Annotated in this window: 15 protein-coding genes; 12 read left to right on the forward strand and 3 right to left on the reverse strand. The window is 41.0% G+C overall.

The window, feature by feature from the left end:
• Positions 1–24 precede the first annotated feature (24 nt).
• A complete protein-coding gene (locus tag V6C27_05720; GenBank protein ID MEG6615926.1) occupies positions 25–1437 on the reverse strand; it encodes an NAD-dependent malic enzyme in 1413 nt (470 codons plus the stop codon).
• Between the two features lie 313 nt (positions 1438–1750).
• Positions 1751–3145: an FAD-dependent oxidoreductase gene (locus tag V6C27_05725; protein MEG6615927.1), complete on the reverse strand. Its 1395-nt coding sequence runs from the start codon at positions 3143–3145 to the stop codon at positions 1751–1753.
• A gap of 186 nt (positions 3146–3331) precedes the next feature.
• Between V6C27_05725 and V6C27_05730 the strand changes: the two genes are divergently transcribed.
• The 11 genes from V6C27_05730 (at position 3332) to V6C27_05780 (ending at position 18179) form a co-directional block, all read left to right on the forward strand.
• Positions 3332–4939 (forward strand): MASE3 domain-containing protein, encoded by a 1608-nt coding sequence (locus tag V6C27_05730; protein ID MEG6615928.1) that lies wholly within the window; start codon positions 3332–3334, stop codon positions 4937–4939.
• 13 nt (positions 4940–4952) lie between these two features.
• Positions 4953–5654, forward strand: coding sequence for a response regulator transcription factor (locus V6C27_05735; GenBank protein MEG6615929.1), 702 nt, complete (start codon positions 4953–4955; stop codon positions 5652–5654).
• 30 nt (positions 5655–5684) lie between these two features.
• Complete coding sequence (locus V6C27_05740; protein ID MEG6615930.1) at positions 5685–6602, forward strand: 1,4-dihydroxy-2-naphthoate polyprenyltransferase; 918 nt, start codon at positions 5685–5687, stop codon at positions 6600–6602.
• A gap of 120 nt (positions 6603–6722) precedes the next feature.
• Entirely contained in the window at positions 6723–7988 is a 1266-nt protein-coding gene (locus tag V6C27_05745; GenBank protein MEG6615931.1) for a hypothetical protein, read from the forward strand.
• Between the two features lie 471 nt (positions 7989–8459).
• On the forward strand, positions 8460–10223 hold the full coding sequence (locus tag V6C27_05750) for a methyl-accepting chemotaxis protein (GenBank protein MEG6615932.1): 1764 nt from the start codon (positions 8460–8462) through the stop codon (positions 10221–10223).
• Positions 10224–10348: 125 nt separating this feature from the next.
• Positions 10349–11329, forward strand: coding sequence for a peptide-methionine (R)-S-oxide reductase MsrB (msrB, locus tag V6C27_05755; protein ID MEG6615933.1), 981 nt, complete (start codon positions 10349–10351; stop codon positions 11327–11329).
• Positions 11330–11516: 187 nt separating this feature from the next.
• A complete protein-coding gene (locus V6C27_05760; protein MEG6615934.1) occupies positions 11517–12152 on the forward strand; it encodes a cyclodeaminase/cyclohydrolase family protein in 636 nt (211 codons plus the stop codon).
• An 18-nt stretch (positions 12153–12170) separates the two neighbouring features.
• A complete protein-coding gene (locus V6C27_05765; GenBank protein MEG6615935.1) occupies positions 12171–13931 on the forward strand; it encodes a formate--tetrahydrofolate ligase in 1761 nt (586 codons plus the stop codon).
• A gap of 187 nt (positions 13932–14118) precedes the next feature.
• Complete coding sequence (locus V6C27_05770) at positions 14119–14706, forward strand: ANTAR domain-containing protein (GenBank protein ID MEG6615936.1); 588 nt, start codon at positions 14119–14121, stop codon at positions 14704–14706.
• A gap of 127 nt (positions 14707–14833) precedes the next feature.
• Positions 14834–16168: a type I glutamate--ammonia ligase gene (gene glnA, locus V6C27_05775; protein MEG6615937.1), complete on the forward strand. Its 1335-nt coding sequence runs from the start codon at positions 14834–14836 to the stop codon at positions 16166–16168.
• A 115-nt stretch (positions 16169–16283) separates the two neighbouring features.
• On the forward strand, positions 16284–18179 hold the full coding sequence (locus tag V6C27_05780; protein MEG6615938.1) for an ABC-F family ATP-binding cassette domain-containing protein: 1896 nt from the start codon (positions 16284–16286) through the stop codon (positions 18177–18179).
• A 130-nt stretch (positions 18180–18309) separates the two neighbouring features.
• On the opposite strand, the gene V6C27_05785 is transcribed toward V6C27_05780, so the two are convergent.
• A complete protein-coding gene (locus V6C27_05785; protein ID MEG6615939.1) occupies positions 18310–19605 on the reverse strand; it encodes a stalk domain-containing protein in 1296 nt (431 codons plus the stop codon).
• 350 nt (positions 19606–19955) lie between these two features.
• On the opposite strand from V6C27_05785, the gene V6C27_05790 reads away from it, so the two are divergent.
• Positions 19956–21284, forward strand: a complete 1329-nt coding sequence (locus V6C27_05790) for an N-acetylmuramoyl-L-alanine amidase family protein (GenBank protein MEG6615940.1) — start codon at positions 19956–19958, stop codon at positions 21282–21284.
• Positions 21285–21553: the final 269 nt, after the last annotated feature.

Consider the following 21553-nt stretch of genomic DNA (forward strand, 5'->3'; position numbering starts at 1 on the left):
CAATAAATAAATAATCTACACCACTTATATTATTCCTACCGCCTCTTGAGAAAATTTCATGCAAACGCCGGTTTGTTCGGCAGCAGTGACCACTGCTTTGGCCACCGCAGGCACTACACCTTCGTTAAATACAGAAGGGATAATATTTTCTGCTGACAATTCATTTTCCTTGATTGTGCCGGCTAAGGCGTGGGCGGCTGCAATACACATTTCATTGTTAATTTTTCTGGCATGACAGTCTAAAGCCCCACGAAAAATACCCGGAAATGCCAACGCGTTATTAATTTGATTGGGGAAATCGGATCTGCCGGTTGCTATCACTGCACAAATGTCTTGGATTTCTTCAGGTTTAACTTCAGGCTCAGGGTTTGCTAGGGCAAACACAATGGGCTTTTCGGCCATGTTAGCAACATCTTGTTTGGTTAATAAACCCGGAGCCGAAACACCGATAAAAACATCCGCATCTTTGATTACTTCAGTTAAATTACCTTGCAATCCATGGTGATTGGTGTTTTCGGCAATCCAAACTTTGATGGAGGACAAATTGGGACGGCTTTTAGTAATGGCACCATTTCGATCACATACAATGATGTTTTTAACACCGGCGCCAATGAGTATCTTGGTAATGGCTACCCCAGCAGCACCAGCGCCACTTAATACAACTTTAATATTTGTCAACCCTTTGCCCACAACCTTCAAAGCATTGATCAAACCTGCCAGAGTTACTACCGCTGTGCCATGTTGGTCATCGTGAAATACCGGGATGTCCAGCATTTTAGATAACTTGTCTTCTATTTCAAAACATTTAGGGGCGGCAATATCTTCGAGATTGATACCGCCAAAGACCGGGGCACAGGCTGCTGCCACTGCAATAATCTGTTCGGTGTCATGTACATTTACGCAAAGGGGAATTGCATCCACATTGGCAAATTGTTTAAATAGTGCTGCCTTACCCTCCATTACCGGTAAAGCTGCCTCTGGCCCCAGGTTGCCTAATCCTAATATGGCTGATCCGTCAGTAACAATAGCCACGGTATTACCCTTCATAGTCAAATTGTATGCTCGGTATGGATCGTTAGCTATAGCTTGAGACACTTTGGCCACGCCGGGAGTATAAACAATGGACAGGTCTTCCCAGTTGTTGATGACACGTTTAGAATTTACTTCAATTTTTCCGCCCAAGTGACTGTTAAAAACCCGATCTATAATACTTACCACTTCTACATCGGGCATGTTTTTCAAAATATGTACCAGTTCATCTAATTTACCTTGGTCGTAAAGCCTTACCATTAATTGTCTAGTAGTGTGAGTGGGGGAGGCCGAAACTAAGTCTATCGCTCCCAGGCTACCACCCTCATCGCTAATTATTGTCAGTATTTGGGCTAACTTACCAGGGCGGTTCGGTAGTTTAATAGTAATTAATATATTAGTAGACATATAACTGCACCTCTCTTAGTGTAGTTTGAATACTTAATATTTATATTAAACATTGTATATTGTATACAATTAAATATTAAAATTTTTAACTTAATATGTCAACAAAAAAAGGAACTGTTGCAAAACTTTGCAACAGCCCCTTTATGAATTGTTAATAACGAAACCTAGGTGTCTTTTACCTTTGCTTTTTAGATAAAAGGTCAATTAAAAAACCAGCACCTGCTGCCGGAGACAGCCGGATGAGCTTAGTTCGGTCTGCGCAACTATCCTCAAAGTGAGCAGTGCAGCAGGCGCTGGGTTTAGTTTCTTTTTACTAACCTATTTTATTTAAAATATCTCGGGCAGCTAATACGCCAGAAACTGAAGCTTGCATTAGGCCTCTGGTTATGCCTGCACCATCACCGATGGCGTATAAACCGTTAATGGCGGTTTCCAGTTGTGGACTTACCGACACTCTGGAGGAATAAAATTTCACTTCTACACCGTAAAGCAATGTGTTTTTGCCATACATTCCGGGGCAGATGTTATCCAATGCCTTTAAGGTTTCCATGATTGGCACCAGATGCCTGTGGGGCAGTACATATGAGAGATCCCCTGGTACCGCGTCTTTAAGGGTGGGTTTCAGTGCCAGCTTTTTCATGCGATCAACATCAGTTCTGCGTCCCATTTTCAAATCTTCCAGTCGTTGTACCATAATGCTGCCGCCAGTGAGCATGTTACCTAACTGGGCAATGTACTTCCCGTATCTAATGGGGTCATCAAAGGGATCGGTAAATCTAGATGACACCAGCAATGCAAAGTTAGTGTTTTCAGATTTGACGGAACTATAGCAATGGCCGTTAACTACTGCCAGGCCTTCATCATAGTTTTCTTGGGCTACAAAACCGCCGGGGTTCATGCAAAAAGTTCTGACCTTGTTTTCAAAGGTATCACTATAATAAAGAAACTTAAATTCATATAGGCGATCAGTAATTTTATCGGTTACACAGCGTGGAACTTCAACCCGCACACCAATGTCCACCTGATTGCTGGTGGTTTGAATGCCCAATTGTTTGCATTCATTATGAAACCAATCGGCACCATTTCTACCAACGCTGACCACAACATAATCAGCGTAGAATTTTTCATTATTGGTTTCGACACCGATTACTTGCATGGTGTTTTTATCGTGAAGCACATGCTGAACTATGGTCATGTCGCGAATATCGACATTTGGATAGGCCTTAATGGTTTGGTACATCTCATCCATTATGCGGGCACTATCTTCAGTACCTAAGTGCCGCACCGGGCACCTAACCAAGTTTAAGCCATAACATTTGGCTTTATAGCTCACTTGGTCGGCAAATTCGCTGTCGTAATATATCTTTTCATTACCGCCATAACCTAAATATATACTGTCAACGTAATTGATTAATTCACTTACCTTTTCTTCGCCCCAAAATTCACTCAGAACCTCTCCGCCTACTTCTGGAGATAAACTAAGTTTGCCGTCACTAAATGCACCGGCACCACCCCAACCAGAAGTGATGGAACAGGGAGTACAATTGGTACAATTAAAGGTTTTGCGTTTTGGGCATTTCCGGTTCTTAATAATTCTTCCTTTTTCTAGTATTAATAGCTTAGTGTCTGGTTTTTCTTTTAATAATTCCAAGGCTGTAAAAATTCCTGCTGGCCCAGCTCCAATGACAATGACATCGTATTTGCTCATCGGTTTTCACCTCATATAGTACATATTTTAACCAATAGATTATACCACGTTAAAGATTAAAAAGAAATATTAATCCATGTTAAACTTTTTAAAATACTTCTGGTATGATAAAAAAGGTATCTATATTTAAATACAGAATTAATTTTATAAAAAAATATTATAGAATGGGTGAGTCTCTAAGTAACAATGGATGATAAACGTTATAATAAATCATTTGCTATAGATACCGTTGCGATGATTTGCTTGTTAATGATATTTATATTGAGCATGTTTGCCTACAATAATTACCTATTGTTTCATACGTTAGTTGAGGGCTTTTGTATCATTGTGGCTTCTTTAATGTATGTAATGGCAACTAAAACCTATAGACACTCCAATAATGATTTTCTATTATTTTTAGGAACAGCTTACTTATTTATTGCCTATTGGGATTTTCTTCATTTAATTACCTATGAAGGTATTGACATCATTATAATAGAAGGTGCTGATATACCTACGCAGTTATGGGTGATAGCTAGGTATTTAGAGGCCTGTACACTGTTTATTGCACCATTCTTTATAGAAAAGTCTGTTAAATATAGAAATATTTTTTTGGTCTACGCCAGTATAACTGTTGTTTTTACAGCCATGGTTTTTCATACGGACATTTTTCCTGTTTGTTATATTGACGGTGATGGCCTGACATACTTTAAAATTGTTAGTGAGTATGTGATTTGTATACTGACCCTTGGTGGGGCGCTCTTATTGTTTCGGAAAAGGAACAGTTTAAATAGAATCACCTATATCTTTTTGGAATCGGCAATGGTAATTTTTATTTTGTCTGAATTATGCTTTACTCTATATGTAGATGTTTATGGAATATTTAATTTTATTGGACATGTGTTGAAGTTAGCGGCTTATTATTTGATTTATCAAGGTATTATTCGGCTAGGTCTGGAAGCTCCTTATGATACCATATTTAATAAATTAAATAGTACCATGAATGAGTTATATGAAATTAATGAAAAGTTGGCACAGCAACAGAAAAAGTTGGAGCAGGCAAATCAACAGTTAAGGAAGAACGATCGGTTAAGAAACGAAATGTTAAATAACATCAACCATGAGTTAAAGTCGCCACTGGCGGCAATTGTTGCCTTTACCGAGTTACTGGCTGATGAAAAAACTGGACCGCTAAATGACATGCAGCGGGACTATTTGTCCGAAATAGCCGATAGTAGTAAAGAGTTAAATAACCGAGTAAATGAAATTATGCGTATTTCCAAGGTTAAGGCAGGGAAGGTCGTCCTACATATGGAGCCTTTAGATATTAACGAGCTTGTCACCAGCATGGTGCGGAGAATAAAACCACAATTTGATAAAAAAGGAATTACCATTGCAGTAAAATCAGAGACCGAGCTGAGTTGCGTCATGGGTGATAAAGAGAAAACTGGTCAGATTATTACCAATTTACTTTCCAATGCCCTTAAATTTACACCTGCCGGCGGTGCTGTTAACGTGCAAATAAATGAAGATGCAGTTTTCAAAATGATGGGTATAACCATAGAGGATAACGGCATCGGAATTGCTTCTGAACATCACCAAGCGGTATTTCAATTGTTTTTTCAAGTGGATGGTACCGATGCAAAGGAATATGATGGTAGCGGAATTGGATTAGCTCTGGTTAAAAGTTTGGTGGAGTTACAGGGGGGAACAGTATATTTAGAAAGCACGCTTGGTAAAGGCAGCAAATTTTCCTTTACGTTACCCCTTTACCAGCCGGAGATAGGTACGCTGCAGCGGAAGCAAATAATGTAGAGAGGTGGATATTATGGTGCAAAAAATATTAGTGGTGGATGATGACCCCAAAATACTAAAAATACTTAAACATACCCTGGCCAGAGAGGGGTTTGAAGTAATTTGTGCCTCCGGAGGTATCGAGGCAATAGAAATTATTCAAGGCAGTTGTCCCAACCTAGTGGTGTTAGATATTATGATGCCTGGTTTAGATGGTTTTGAGACGCTAAAAGAAATCAAAAAAATTAGCGATGTACCAATAATTATTTTGTCTGCCCGGGATGACGAAATAGATAAAGTTGTGGGTTTTCGGATGGGAGTGGATGATTATCAAACAAAGCCCTTTAGCCCAGTGGAGTTAGCATTAAGGGTTAAGGCGGTGTTAAAACGCAGTGAAACCTTCAGTTCACCCAATAGGGAAATAATAAAATACAATGGACTAAATATTAATTATGAACGCAGAGAAGTGATTAAAAGGGGTAGGGAGACCAGCCTAACCCCAAAGGAATTTGAGTTGTTGTGGCTATTGGCCTCTAATCCCAATAAAGTATTCACTAAGGCCCAATTGCTTAATCGGGTTTGGGGCATTACATATGAAGGTGACGACAACACAGTAAATGTTCATATTCGACGCTTGCGGGAAAAGATAGAAGATAATGCCGCTGTGCCCAAATACATTAAAACCGTTTGGGGTATCGGGTATAAATTTGATGTTAATGAAGAAAATCAATTCTAAACGTAAGTTGTAACAAAGGGAGATTGTACCATGCAAAATAACAAAAGAAAAGATCAAAAACCATCGTGGCAGGTATGGTGGCGACTTTTAAGGCCCCACACCCTGACCGCTTCTTTCATACCGGTTTCGATTGGCACTGCTTTAGCAATCCAGTACGCCAAAATTGACCTGTTACTTTTTGGAGCTATGTTGTTGGCCTGTATTTTAATTCAAGCAGCAACCAATATGTTCAACGAGTATTATGACTATGTAAGGGGATTAGATACAGCTGAATCAGTGGGAATTGGCGGTACCATTGTAAGGGATGGCGTGCATCCCAAAGTAGTTTTGCGTTTAGCCATGGCGTTTTTGGTTTTAGCTACATTATTTGGGGGATATATCTGTTATCAAAGTAGTTGGTGGATAGCTTTAATCGGATTAGTTTCTATGGCCGTTGGTTACCTTTATACCGGTGGTCCGTATCCAATAGCATATACCCCCTTAGGTGAATTGGTTTCAGGTTTTTTAATGGGCACTGTTATTACAATGATTTCTTTCTTTATCCAGACGGGTATTGTTTCTTGGCAGAGTTTTATTATTTCGGTACCGATTTTAGTATTGGTGGGCGCAATCATGATGTCTAACAATATTCGTGACCTGGAGGGGGATAAAGCAAAGGGCCGCAGAACCCTGGCCATCCTGCTGGGTAAAGAGAGTGCCATTAAATTTATGGCCGGAATGTTTATATTTTCATATCTATGGGTGTTAATACTTGTGGTTATTAACTATCTCTCTCCATGGTTGTTACTGGTATTACTCAGTGTGCCCAAACCCATTAAAGCAATTGGCGGCTTTAAAAATAACAATTTGCCAATAAAGATGATGCCAGCCATGAGGGCAACAGCCCAAACAAATACTTTTTTTGGTTTTTTACTGGTTATGGGGCTGTTGATTAGCAATATGTTTTAATATTAATAAGGTCTGTAATATGAGACCAAAGTTCTATGTGGTTAAAGCTAGATTTCACTATTGTCAATTGACTAACTGTGATATAATTAACTAGAATTTTTTTAAAAGGGAGGTAGTTTTTTGAAAAGGAAAAATCTATTAATTGTTTTATTGACGTTAGCTTTGTGCTTTAGCATTGTCTTTGCTACCAATGCTACTCAACCAACTGCAAAGGACTTAGTTTTAGCAAAAGTTAAGAACTTTGAATTGGGTTATGATAAAGGATTCTATGACAAGTCCGAAGGTACAACCCAATTTAATATTCAAAAATTTGATGGTACCATCAAGGATGAGCTGGGTGACTTCGCAGGAACAAAATTTGAAATGTTGGCCCAGTTAGATAGTGCCAGCAACAGCATCAAAATTAACTATAATACTGACGTAAAAGGCAACAAAGCCAGTGGCGACATCTTTTTAAAAGATGACATGGTGATTTTTACCAAAGACCTTCTTGATGTGCTACAAAGCTTTGGCATTGATGTTGAACCGGAAATGCTTGGTTTAACGGGCAAAGTACCCCAATACCTATATGTTAAGGATCAGCAATTAAGTAGTGTTTGGGAACAAATGGTAACTTACCAGAACCAACAATTGCCTGATGAATATAAGGAATTACTTTTGTTCTTAATTGAAGCTGTGCCCGACAAATATTTCAGTATGTCCGCCAGCACAGTAACAGTACAGATAGATCAAGCGGCATTTGAAGATGTAATATACAATCTATTAACTAAAGTGCAAAATGAGAAGGAACGGTTTACCGATATCTTTGTAGCAATGAACCAATATAACCTAACCACCATGGGTGTTACAGCGGAGGAAATGCGGGAGCAAATAATTACCGGCATTGCCAATAGCCAAATGCCCAGCAAAGAAGAGATAAAAATGATTGGCGCCTTTGTGGATGTAAACATGACCTATCAAGCGGCAATTTTTCCCGGAGGAGTAAAGTCATTTGATATGAGTATTAAGTTTAATGCACCGGATAATTCAGTAACCGGAGTGTTGAATGTAAAAACAGAATCAAAAGGTAAGAGTGGTAACATAGACGGCAAATACAATATCACCGGCAATGTAGTTGTTGTTGATGGCCCAAAAGTAGATGTACAAATTTTAAGCGACTATCAGTATGTTGGTACCAAAGCTGAATCTGATACCGTTATTAACGTTAAAGCTGAGGATACCGCCACCGGTGAATTGTTCTGTGATTTCAGTGCCATAGGCGGCTCAACAACTACTGTTGAAAAGGATGTTGTTATTAAAGTGCCAGCATTAACCACCAACAATAGTGTTGACCTTTCTCAGTACCATAACGTGACACCGGTTACTGAAATCCAAGCAATTGAGTAAAGGTGTTATTATTGGAACTTGTGGGTATAGCGGTGACAATAATAAAATAAACATTTTAACGATTAAGCTCGGTCGTAGGACCGGGCTTATTTTTTTAGGGTTTTTCAAAGGGGCTTAACCGAAGAATAGTTTACATAAAATGACACAAAAAGTTCATAATGTCTTAAACACGACAAAGTTTTAGGTAATTAACTAGACTGATGTTAAAATCTGTGGTATTTTTGATTGTGACAATGTTAACAATATTTGACTTATACTATTTAAATAAAGATTAATGCCTATTTAGGCTATATGCGATAAACTATGTGACTAAAGGTGCAAGGGGTATATATTAAGTTATATTGGGATTGAAAGGAGTGTTTAAAAATAAAAACACAGAGCATTAAAACCAAACTTCTAACCACCTTTATATTAATTGCCTTAGTACCATTAATTTGTTATGCACTATTTAGTGTACAAAAGTCTCAAAACCTGCTAGTAAATCAATTTGAGACCCAAACACAACAACAATTAAATACTAATTTAGCAGATATTTTAAAAGCCCAACAGGATGTAATGATAGAGTTATCACATAATCCTATCATTAAGTCGATGGATTATAATCAGGTGGAACCATATTTTATACGTTTTGTCAAAGACAACCCCCAGTATTCTCACCTGTTAATCTGTGACCCAGATGGCACAGAAATTGCCCACTCAGAAGGTGCGGAGCATCACGGCAAAAATATTGCAGATAAGGAATACTTTTATGCACCGTGGGAATCTGGCAAACCAGTAATTGCCGATGCTACCTTTTCCACCAGTACCGGGCGCAAGATAATCGGGTTAGGGGTACCAATTTTTAATGATGCCAATGAAAAAATTGGTGTGTTGGTCGGTTTTATATATTTAGAATACATATCAGATAGTATCGCAAGCCAAGCTGTTACCGAAACTGGTTATTCTATCATGCTGAATAAAAATGGTGATTACATTAGTCACCCCGACAAATCCAAGCTATTGGAAGTAAATGTGCTTAAAGATGAGAGTATCAGTGAAGAATTTAAAGCCATTGCTCAAAAAATGATTAATCAGGAAAGTGGTTCCGGTCAAAATGTGACGTTAGATGGTCAAAAAATTATCATCAACTATAAGCCAGCGGGTCTAAACAGTTGGTCAATAGCCATGATTAGCCCTGAAAATGAAGTATTTACAGTGGTTGATGCGTTAAAATCAGATATTATCGTGGCAGTGATTGTAATTGCCGTCATTGTTCTAGTTTTAGGTTATTACACAATTAATCGCTTTATTAAGCCAATCAATCAACTGGTTACTGTGGCAGAAGCGGCGGCATCAGGAGATTTGACAACCAATGCTGATATTAATAGTGGCGATGAAATTGGGACGTTAGCAAATTCAGTGAATAAACTGATAGATAATTTGAAGTTAATGATTGGCGATCTAAAAATCACAGCCAATGAATTAACATCCCATAGCCAAGAACTGGCTTCCACCAGTGAAGAAGCCAATGCCACCATGGAACAAACTGCCAGCAGTACTTATGAAATGGCAGCAAATTCAGCTCAAGAAGCAGAAAATGCCGAACTGGCTGTAAAAGAATCAGAAATGGTGCAAAATGTTGCTGAGCAAGGCAGTAATGCAGTGAAACAAACCATAGAAAAAATAAATGCCATCGCTTTGGGGACTGATAATGCCTCTAAGGCGGTATATGAACTGGGCAAGCAATCGGAACAAATAGGACAAATTATTGTAACCATTACTAATATTGCTGAACAAACCAACCTTTTAGCTTTAAATGCTGCCATTGAGGCTGCCCGGGCGGGAGAACATGGCCGAGGGTTTGCTGTGGTGGCCGAAGAAGTGCGCAAGTTAGCAGAGCAATCGGCAAATGCTGCCAGTGAAATCACCAATTTGGTTAAAGAAATTCAAACTGGTGTGGGAACAGCAATTAATGCTATGGAGCGAGGCAACAATGAAGTAACTGAAGGGGTAGATATTGCCAATAACGCCGGAGCAGCACTGGCACAAATTATTAATGCAGTGGCTAAAAACACAGCGGCCATTCAAGACATTGCATCAGGTGCTAAACAAGTAAATGATGGGGTGCAGCAATTATCAGCTGCCAACGAACAAATTACATCAACGATGCAACAAGTATCAGGCTCTGCCCAAGAGCTGGCCAATATATCATTAAAACTGCAAAACCTAGTGACAAATTTTAAAACCGATAAATAAGTAAGAGTGTATCAAAATAAACCTCCGATTGGTATAATTTGTAATATACAATTGGAGGTTTTATTTTGTTTGGGTAAATATATTTGGACATACTATTAAAGAATTATAAATTGGAGGTTGCCTAAATGAAGTCAAGCGTGGATGAAGTCAACAAAGAACAATACCAACTGGCGACGTTTGCCGGTGGGTGTTTTTGGTGTATGGTGGCACCCTTTGAAAAGCTGCTGGGGGTAATTAAAGTGGTATCTGGTTATACTGGGGGGGATGTTGCAAACCCAACGTATCAAGAGGTGTGTGCCGATAAAACAGGACACTATGAGGCGATACAAATAACCTACAATCCTGAAGTCTGCTCTTATCAAAGGTTACTGCAAATATATTGGCAACAGATTGATCCCACAGATGAAGGAGGACAGTTCCACGACCGTGGCTCCTCATATCGCACCGCCATTTTTTATCATAATGAGGAGCAAAGGATTGAAGCGGAGCAATCCAAAAGAGATTTGGCTGCTAGCGGTAGGTTTAATCAGGACATTGTAACAAAGATTTTACCGGCAACTGAATTTTACCCCGCAGAGGATTACCATCAAGATTACCACAAAAAGAATCCGGAGCATTATGCTTTATACCGTAGAGGTTCAGGCAGAGAAACCTTCATTACTGAACACTGGAACCCCGAAACTGATTTAGCGTTGCGATTAAATGAGTTGACAAAGCTTCAGTATGATGTCACACAAAATAATCATACTGAACCACCCTTTGCCAATGAATATTGGGATAACAAGCGGGAAGGTATTTATGTTGATATTGTCTCTGGGGAGCCATTATTTAGCTCATTAGATAAATTTGATTCGGGATGTGGCTGGCCCAGTTTTACTAAACCTTTGCAACCAGAAAATATAAAAGAAAAGACCGATCGCAGTTTTAATATGTTGCGTACAGAAGTAAGGAGTGAAGGGGCTGATTCACACTTGGGCCATGTGTTTGATGATGGACCCAAACCAACTGGTCAGCGCTATTGTATTAATTCTGCAGCTCTGCGTTTTATTGCCAAGGAAGATTTAAAAAAGGAAGGTTATGAACAATACCTTAAATTATTCGATTGATGTTTTTATTATGCAGTGGCTTCGTCTAGTAAAGGGCGGAATATACCAACAAATGGTATGATTCTGCCTTATTTTATTTTATAATTGGTAATTATATCAAAATGTGTTATAACATTAGAGTAGTTAGATAATAACAACGCAAAAACTGGAGTAGTTCAATAGAGTAGTTAGCAAAGGAGGAGAAGTTATGAATGATATCTTTGATCAATCCTTTAGGAAGATATTGTATTGGTCTGCCTCTGATTCACCCACCCCCGGAGGGGGCAGTGTGTCAGCGATGATTGGCGCACTGGGTACTGCCATGGCGATTATGGTGGGGAACCTGACCATTGGCAAAAAGAAATACGCCGCTGTGGAAGCTGAAACAAAGGAAATAACAGGCCAAGCATATTACATACTTACTCGTTTAGAGAAATTAGTTGCCGCCGATGTGGAAGTGTTTAATCACTTTATGCAGTGTTATCAGATGCCTAAAAATAGCGAGGAGCAAAAGGCTATCCGGCAAGAAGAGTTGCAAAAGGCTTTGAAAAATGCAACGGAGGTACCCTTGCAAATTGCGGCACTGTTGTTGGAATCGTTAGCCATTGCTGAAAAAATAGCAAGGATTGGCAATAAAATGGCCATTAGTGATGCCGGTGTGGCAGCCTATACCTGTGAAGCGGCATTAAATGCGGTTTTGCTTAATGTGGATATTAATACACCAATGATCAGTGATCAGGACTTTGTTTCTGAGGTTAAGACAGAAAAAATAAAAATTATTGAAGAGGCTAAAAAATTAAAAGAGCTTACCATAGCAACCGTTAATCAAAGAATAAATGAATAAAACAAGGAGGGACTTTAAATGGCTTACGATGCCACTAAGTTAAAGGATTATCAAATTGCAGAATTGGCAGAGCCCAACATGCCCACTCCCGAGCAATGGCGGGAAAAACTGGCATTGGAAAAGGACGAAGTTATTCCCTATGGTAGAATTTGTAAATTGGATTTTATGAAAATTTTTGCTCGCCTAAAGGATCGGCCCGATGGCAATTATATCAATGTTACTGCCATTACCCCCACTCCCCTTGGGGAAGGGAAAACCACCACTACGTTGGGCTTGGTGGAAGGCTTGGGCAAAAGGGGCATGAATGTCGGCGCTGCCATTCGCCAACCTTCCGGTGGACCCACCATGAACGTTAAGGGCACTGCCGCCGGCGGTGGTAATGCCTTAGCCATTCCGATGACAGAGTTTTCTTTAGGGCTGACCGGTGACATTAATGATATCATGAATGCCCACAACCTCGGTATGGTGGCCCTTAATGCCCGCATGCAACATGAGCGGAACTATGATGACGAGGTGTTAGCCAAGAAAAACTTGAAACGGCTTGATATTGACCCCACCAACGTGCAATTTAAATGGATTATCGATTTCTGTGCCCAGGGCCTGCGCAATATTATTATGGGCATTGGTGGCCGAACCGATGGCTATATGATGAAGTCTGGCTTTAACATCGCCGTCAGTTCAGAATTAATGGCTATTTTAGCTGTTGCCAGGGACTTAAAGGACTTGCGGGAGCGCATCGGTAAAATTATTGTTGCCTATGACAAAAAAGGCAACCCAGTAACCACCGAAGACTTGGAAGTGGCTGGGGCCATGACTGCCTTTATGCGCAACACCATTAACCCAACATTGATGAGCACTGCGGAATATCAACCGGTTTTGGTTCATGCCGGACCCTTTGCCAACATCGCCATTGGCCAGTCCTCAATTATTGCCGATAGAATTGCTCTTAAAATGTTTGATTATCATGTCACCGAGAGTGGTTTTGCTTCCGACATTGGATTTGAAAAGTTTTGGAATGTTAAGTGTCGCTTTAGCGGTTTGAAACCTAATGTTTCGGTAATTACCACCACCATTAGGGCATTGAAGATGCACGGCGGTGGCCCCAAAGTAGCTCCTGGTCAGCCGTTACCCGAAGCATATACCAACCAGAATTTAGAATTACTGGAGAAAGGGATTGCTAACCTGTTACACCATATTTCCATCGTGAAGAAATCCGGAGTAATACCGGTTGTGTGTATCAATGCCTTTTACACTGACACCAAAGAAGAGATTGCTTTGGTACGCCACTACGCAGAGCAGGCCGGTGCCCGCTGTGCTCTCTCTGAGCATTGGCTAAAGGGTGGGGACGGCGCTTTGGAATTGGCTGATGCAGTAATGGATGCTTGTAAAGAAAAGGTGGATTTTAAATATCTCTATCCGTTGGATATGCCACTGAGACAAAGGGTGGAACTAATTGCCAAAGAAGTATACGGTGCCGATGGGGTTGCTTGGACACCGGAGGCGGAGGCGAAGGCTGCGAGATTTGAATCTGATCCGGCCTTTGCAGACTTTGCCACTATGATGGTGAAAACTCACCTGAGTTTATCCCATGATCCTAACCTCAAAGGAGTGCCTAAGGGGTGGGTGCTGCCAATCCGTGATGTGTTGGTCTTCGCCGGTGCCAAGTTCCTCTGCCCAATGGCCGGATCAATTATGATGATGCCCGGCACCGCCTCTGACCCGGCCTATCGCAAAATTGATGTGGACACCACCACCGGTAAAGTGCTGGGGCTATTTTAAAGGAATATCTTCACCTTTATTTGTAAAAAAATTGCTTAAAATGGTATTGACTAATTAGATGGTCATGACTATAATTTAAATAAGTTAATACTTATTGATACAAAGGTGTATCATAACGGCAATGAAGCCCGCGTAGGATTATAATGTTCTACGGGGGCTTTTATGTTTATATAGGTGAGGTGATTCCTTGAGTGCGTATAGAGTAATTTTAATCGATGCCAATGACACCGATCGCAAAAACCTAAAGGCTATCTTGAGTAAATATGGATATTTGTTAATCGGAGAAGCCACCGATGGAATCACTGCCATCAAAATGTTGCGATCCCGACAACCTGATTTAATAATTATAGACACTGCATTAAACGGCATGAATGGACTAGAGGTGGCTCAAATATTGAGTGAAGATAGAATCGCACCAATATTTTTAACTTCTAGTGATTATAAGCAGGAATTGCTGAATAAAGCATTGGAAGCTAAGGTTCAGGGATTATTGATTAAACCCATTGAAGAGAGCCACCTAATATCAACCTTGGAAGTGGCACTGCTTAATTATAATGAAATGATTAAACTGGAACAACGGGTCAAAGAGATGCAGGACAAATTAGAAAGTCGTAAAATCATTGAAAAGGCCAAGGGGATTTTGATGAAAACAATGGGACTTAATGAAGAACAAGCATTTAAGAAATTGCAAAAACAGAGCATGAATAAGCGTATCAGCATGAAGGCGATGGCCGAAGCGGTAATTATGGCCGAAAATTTAAAGGGTGGCATCTAATTTTATGAAGTGAACACAATGGGGTGTTCTGGTATAGGCAAAGAGGCCTTTGCAGATGAGTATTCTCTATCTGCAAAGGTTTTTTGTTTATCAATCCAAACTTATTATAGAGAAAGGTGGATTATTAATGAATAAAGAAGTTAAGCAAGCGGTTATGGAAAAGGCGAGGGAAGCAGGGGTAAAGTTTATCAGGCTGCAGTTCACCGATATTAACGGAGAACTTAAAAACGTGGCCATCACTGTGGAGCAGTTGGAGAAGGCTTTGGATGGAGAAATGATGTTTGACGGTTCATCAATCAATGGTTTTGTGCGGATTGAAGAATCTGATATGTACTTGCGCCCCGACCCTGACACATTTGTAGTATTTCCCTGGAGACCCAGAGAAGGTGCGGTGGCTCGGTTAATTTGCGACGTTTACAATCCAGATGGCACACCCTTTGCAGGATGTCCGAGAAATACATTAAAAAGAGTGTTAGAAGAAGCTAAAGAAATGGGTTATACCATGGCGGTGGGACCGGAACTGGAGTTTTTCTTGTTCCATGTGGATGAAAATGGGGTTCCAACATTAAAAACCCATGATAGTGCCGGTTACTTCGATATGTCGCCGGTGGATATGGGTGAAAACGCTCGCCGTAATATGGTGCTGACTTTAGAAGAGATGGGCTTTGAAATTGAAGCCTCTCACCATGAGGTGGCACCGGGGCAGCATGAAATTGATTTTAAGTACTCCGATGCCCTTGATGTGGCAGACAAAATTATGACCTTTAGGTTTGTGGTCAGAACAATTGCCCAAAGACATGGTTTACATGCTACCTTTATGCCAAAGCCTATCTTCGGCATTAATGGTTCAGGAATGCACGCCAACCAGTCATTAATCACATTGGCAGGGGAAAATGCTTTTTATCATCCCGAGACACCCAATCAGTTGAGTGAAACGGCCATGCATTACCTAGCTGGTTTATTAAAACATGCCAGAGGTTTCACTGCCATCACTAACCCCACTGTAAACTCCTATAAGCGCTTGGTGCCCGGCTATGAAGCTCCGGTGTACTTGGCTTGGTCTTGTCGCAATCGCAGTCCGTTAATTCGCATTCCAGCCAAGCGTGGTATGTCCACAAGAATTGAGTTGCGCAGTCCGGATCCGTCTTGCAACCCTTACTTGGCCATTGCCGTCATGTTGCAGGCTGGGCTAGATGGTATTAAAAATAAACTGACACCGCCAGCGGCCACCGACCGCAACATTTACCACATGACTACAGTAGATCGAGCAGAATCTGGTATTGGTAGCTTGCCCGCAAATTTGAAGGAAGCGGTAGATGAGTTATGTAAAGATGAAGTTGTCCAACAGGCCCTTGGTAGTCATATTTGTGAAAATTTTGTGGCCACAAAGACTAAAGAATGGAACGATTATCGCACATATGTAAGCCCTTGGGAAGTGGAACACTATTTGACAAAATTTTAATCCCAGCTTTGATTTAGAATGAACCATCAGATCTTTCCTTTGCTTGGTTTCCTTTGGATTTGTTATGCACTATAATAATATGGACGACATCAGAGACTAAGGAAGGTATTAAGTGATGAGTATTGTTACGGTGGAAAATGTCACCAGAACCTATGGGGATAAAACATTATTTGACCATATTTCATTTACCATTGAAGAAAAACAGCGGATAGGTTTAATTGGGGTTAATGGCACCGGGAAATCTACTCTACTAAAAGTTATCGCCGGCATTGAATCGGCTGAGGATGGAAGGGTTGTTCATGCCAATCAATTTCATATCGAATATCTGCCCCAGTATCCAGTGTTTAATGAGAAATTAACAGTTTTAGAACAAATTTATTATGGTGATTTGCCATTAATGAGGCTGATGAGGGATTATGAACGGGCTGTTAGTGAATTGTCCACCGATCCCACTGATGAGGGCAAACAAAAGCGGTTAACGGCCATGCAGCAGCAGATGGATCAACTAAACGCCTGGGAAGCCAGTACCATTGCAAAAACTGTGCTCACTCGGCTGGGGATACAAGATTTTAATCAACCGGTAAAGGAATTATCCGGCGGTCAAAAGAAAAGGGTGGCCATTGCTAAAGCACTAATCCATCCTGCCGATTTACTGATTTTAGATGAGCCCACCAACCATTTGGATAATGAAGTTATTGAGTGGTTAGAGGAGTTTCTAGCTAAATATAGAGGGGCTCTGTTAGTGGTCACCCACGATCGCTATTTTTTAAATCGGGTTACTAACCGTATTTTAGAGTTGGACCAAGGCAAGCTGTACAGCTACGATGGCAATTACCAAGCTTTTCTGGAAGCCAAGGCCGAGCGAGAAGAACAAGCAATTGTCGATGAAAGAAAACGGCAAAATATTCTGCGTAACGAATTGGCCTGGTTGAGACGGGGGGCTAGGGCTAGATCCACCAAGCAAAAAGCCCGGATACAAAGAATTGAAGACCTGCAGGCCCAAAAGGCCAACATAGCCAATGATAAGGTGGACATTGCCATTGGGTCCAGCCGCCTGGGTAAAAAAGTAATGGAGTTAAAAGGTGTAACCAAAGGCTATGGCTCCCAATTATTTATTAATGATTTTAGCTACCTGGTGGAACCAGGGGAAAGACTGGGCATTATCGGCCCCAATGGTTCAGGAAAGACCACTCTGCTAAACATTATGGCTGGGCGGATTAAGCCTGATGCCGGCGAGGTGGAAATTGGGCAAACGGTAAAGATTGGTTACTATACGCAGGATTATGTGGATATGAACAGTGACCTGCGGGTAATTGAGTACATCAGAGAAGGGGCAGAAGTGGTTAGAACCAGCGATGGCCAAACAATAACAGCGGAACAAATGTTGGAGAGGTTTTTGTTTTCCCGCAGTGTTCAATGGACATATATTCATAAATTATCCGGAGGCGAGCGCCGGCGTCTTTATTTGCTGCGCACGTTAATGGAAGAGCCCAATGTGCTGCTGTTGGATGAACCCACCAATGACTTGGATACCCAGACGCTGACCATTTTAGAAGACTACCTAGAGCATTTTCCCGGTGTAGTAATCACAGTTTCCCACGATCGCTATTTTTTAGATCGAGTGGTGGACAAATTAATTGCCTTCGGGGCCAAAGGGGATATATGCTGCTTTTATGGTAATTATTCCCAGTACTTAGCTGTCGTCAAAGAGCAGCAACAAACTAACCATCCAGAAAAGACGATAACTAAAGAGGCTCCGCCCAAAAAAGAACGCCCCAAGAAGTTATCTTATAAAGAACAGCGGGAATGGGAGGGTATTGAAGAGCGCATTGCCGATTTAGAAAGTCGCAATGCCAAATTAAAAAAGGAAATTGAAGAGGCTGCCAGCGACTTTATTAGGGTGCAGCAATTATATACCGAGCAGCAACAGGTTGAAAAAGAGTTAGAACAGGCAATTGATCGCTGGACCGAATTGTCCCTTTTGATCGAAGAGATTGAGCAAAGTAAATAGCAAAAAGGCTGTTGCGAAACCTAGTGTAGGGGGCGGTTTCCACGCCGACCCGCCTAAGCAACATGGATTTGTGCTGGCGGGCAGGCATGGAAACCTGCCCCTTTACTTTTTGCAACAGCCCGCTTTTTTATTAGCTGTTCAAGGCATATAGCCAATAATCTTGGATAATGCTTTGGCCATAGGTTGTTCCCGGAACCGCCCATCTGGCGTTTAAGCCAACCCAGGTGGGAGCAATACCTCTAGATACTAAAGTATATCTAGGGTCATATAGCACTGTGCCAGCTGGCAGTGGCTTATCGGTGGCGTAGGCATATAAATGTTGGATATGTGCTTCTACACCAACTTCGGGGGTGGCAAATATTGCTCCATGAACACCCTTTTCAAAATAGACGCTGTCGGGATCAGCCCCATTTAATGACTCATTGCCAGTATTGGCTGTTCCAGTGGCTGACAGACCGCAATAATTGTTTTGATAGGGTTGCACGCTGCCGGTAAATTGGAAATAATGGGTTTCTTTAGCAGCTTGGGCAAAGGCCAAATCACCTCTGATGCCATATTTTTTACCAATGCTGATATATAACTCAGCCAGCTCTTTATCCACCGGAATGAACTCCCGGCCAAGATTTGCCATTTTGGCTTTAATTCTTGGGGTTTCTCTGGCAATCCAATCATTTAGTTGATCGGCAGTGGCCATGGCCGAACCCATAATTGTTAACTCTGACGTTCTGATCTGACTGCCATTTGGCAGTTGAATGGTTGGTTTATATTGATCCAACAGCTTTTCAATGGAACGAAGATGATTAATTTCAGTACTGGTAAAATCAGCCGGTGCCATGGTCAGTAGTTGGGCAGTATTAATTAAAGTACCATTGGATAATCGAATATTAGTTTTATAGCTGGCTAGTTTATTAATCAGGTTCCGTTCATCGTTGGTCAAAACTGGTTCCGGTTGGTCTGATGAATTATCATCTGATGAGTTACCCGGTGTGGGTATATATGAGATACCGTCATCTGCATTTTGCTTTTTGCTTTTAATTTCAACAGTCCGTTCGTTGCTGAGCCATTCCACTTGGCAACCCAGCGATTCTCCAATAATCCTCAAGGGTACCATTGTTCTACCATTGTCTGTTAGGAATGGCGCCCCATAACTGAGGGGGATTTCTAAAGGCTCTTCATCAATAACGATTTGAATTTTGTTCGGGTCTTCCGGTGTAGGCACTTGTTTGTATTTGGTATCGGTCATAATTACCACTTGTTTGGTTGCTGGTAACCAATTAACTTGACTGCCTAGGTTTTCGCTGATTATGCGCAGTGGCACATAAACTCTGTTGGCTTTAATCACTGGTGGCTGGTCCCCTTGGGGAATGGCTATTTTTTGATCATTAATCACTAAGCTCAGATTGTCATTATAAGCTTCGGCAGCCATTGAGCTGGTTAAAATTATGCCAGCGCATAAAGCAGCTGTAGTAAATTTACGAAAACTGTTCAAACTGATTCAACATCCCTTCCAACGTATTGTAGATTGCATATGCTTAATTCGACATTTTAAATATATTTCCTTTATAATCCTTTACGGAAGTACAACGATATTTGTGGCCGTATGTCTTTGCCGACCATCCGATGGATGATTAAGGATTTCCCCTCATAATAATCTAAAATAATAAAATAAATAATAAATTCCTTAAAAAGACAAAGTAGAAAAATTTATCAAAGTTTATCGAAATGTTACAGTTAATCTGGTACAATTAAAACATAATATTTTGTGGGGGGGTAAAGATGAAACGATCACTGACACTACTAATCTTTTTAGGCATAATTATGCTACTATTGCCGGTACAGGCTTTTGCTGGCAATATCGACGTTTATGTCGATGGCAACCAACTAACCTTTGATTCGCCACCAATTATTGATAACAATCGTACATTGGTACCCTTTAGATATATTTTTGAAGCCCTTGGGGCAGAAGTTAGTTTTGATGCCGCCACCAGAACGGCTATCGGCACTAAGGACAACCTTACCATTAGGCTGCCAATTAATCAAAACAAGGGTTATATCAACAACGAGGCTGTCCAGTTAGATGTGGCGTCGCAGTTAATTAAAGGTCGCACCCTAGTACCCCTACGCTTTATTGGTGAAAGTATGGGATGTGAAGTGGAGGCAAAAAATTCAGCCAGTGGCATGGTGATCAACATCACCAGTAAAACCGATAATGACCACAGCTCTTCTGACCCAATTCCGGTGGCAGCCCGGTCACTGAGCGATTTAGAGGTGGAAGCAGATGAAGAGCAGTTTGTTTTAGAACTGGAAGTTGAAGAGGGTGTAAATAATAGCTTTACCCTCAGTAACCCCTACCGATTGGTGCTAGACTTAGAAAATACTGCTTGGCAAAAGGCTGATATTCCCAGTTTTGATTGTGATTTTGTTGCCGGCATTCGGGTGGCGCAAAATCAAGAAACCAAAACCCGGGTGGTGTTGGATTTAAATCAGCCAGTGACATTCCATCTAGATCAACAGGAGGACAAGTTGATCGTTACTGTCAAGCCTAAGCATGTATGGAAACCCGATTACAATGTAGTGGTCCTTGATGCCGGACATGGTGGTGGTGATGTGGGAGCCATTGGTTACTCCGGTGCCTATGAGAAAAACTTGGTCATTGACATTACTCAACTGGTTGAAAAGAAATTGGCAGACAAAGGGTTTAAAGTGGTCATGACCCGGCCCGGAGATCAAACCCGTTCCTTAGCTGAAAGAGTAGAAATTGCCAATCAAACCAATGCCTTTGCCTTTGTCAGTATTCATGCCAATACCGCTGCCAGTCGACAAGCTACCGGGCTGGAAGTCTATACCAAACGTGGTTCCGATCACACCTTTGCTAAAATTATGGTGGATTCAATTTTAGCCCAAACGGGACAAAACAATCGTGGCGATAGGGAAGCGGATTTTTATGTAATTAAAAACACTGTCATGCCAGCTATTTTAATTGAAACCGGCTTTATCAGTAACCCTCAGGAAGAACAATTCCTGTGGAACAAGGCAAATCAAGAAAAGATAGCAGAGGGCATAGTGAACGGAATAATTAATTTCAGAAGCAAATTTGTAAGGTAGAGTAGTCTAAATAACCATGCGCATTAAGTATTCGCATGGTTATTTATTTTATAAACAGACCGCAGAATTGGTAAAATGTCACAGCAGGGAAAGGTATGCTACACATTGAATAATTAATTGAATAGCTATATACAATTTAGGAGGTATGACATCTTGGGACGACCGCTTCTAGTTGCCTCACCCCTGCACAGGTACAAGGTATTAACTTTTTTTGTTTTACTGGCACTTGTACTTTTTTTGCCCTTCCAGGCCCACGCAAATACTGGGGT

Source organism: Peptococcaceae bacterium 1198_IL3148 (assembly GCA_036763105.1).
Lineage (GTDB): Bacteria > Bacillota > Desulfotomaculia > Desulfotomaculales > Desulfohalotomaculaceae > JBAIYS01.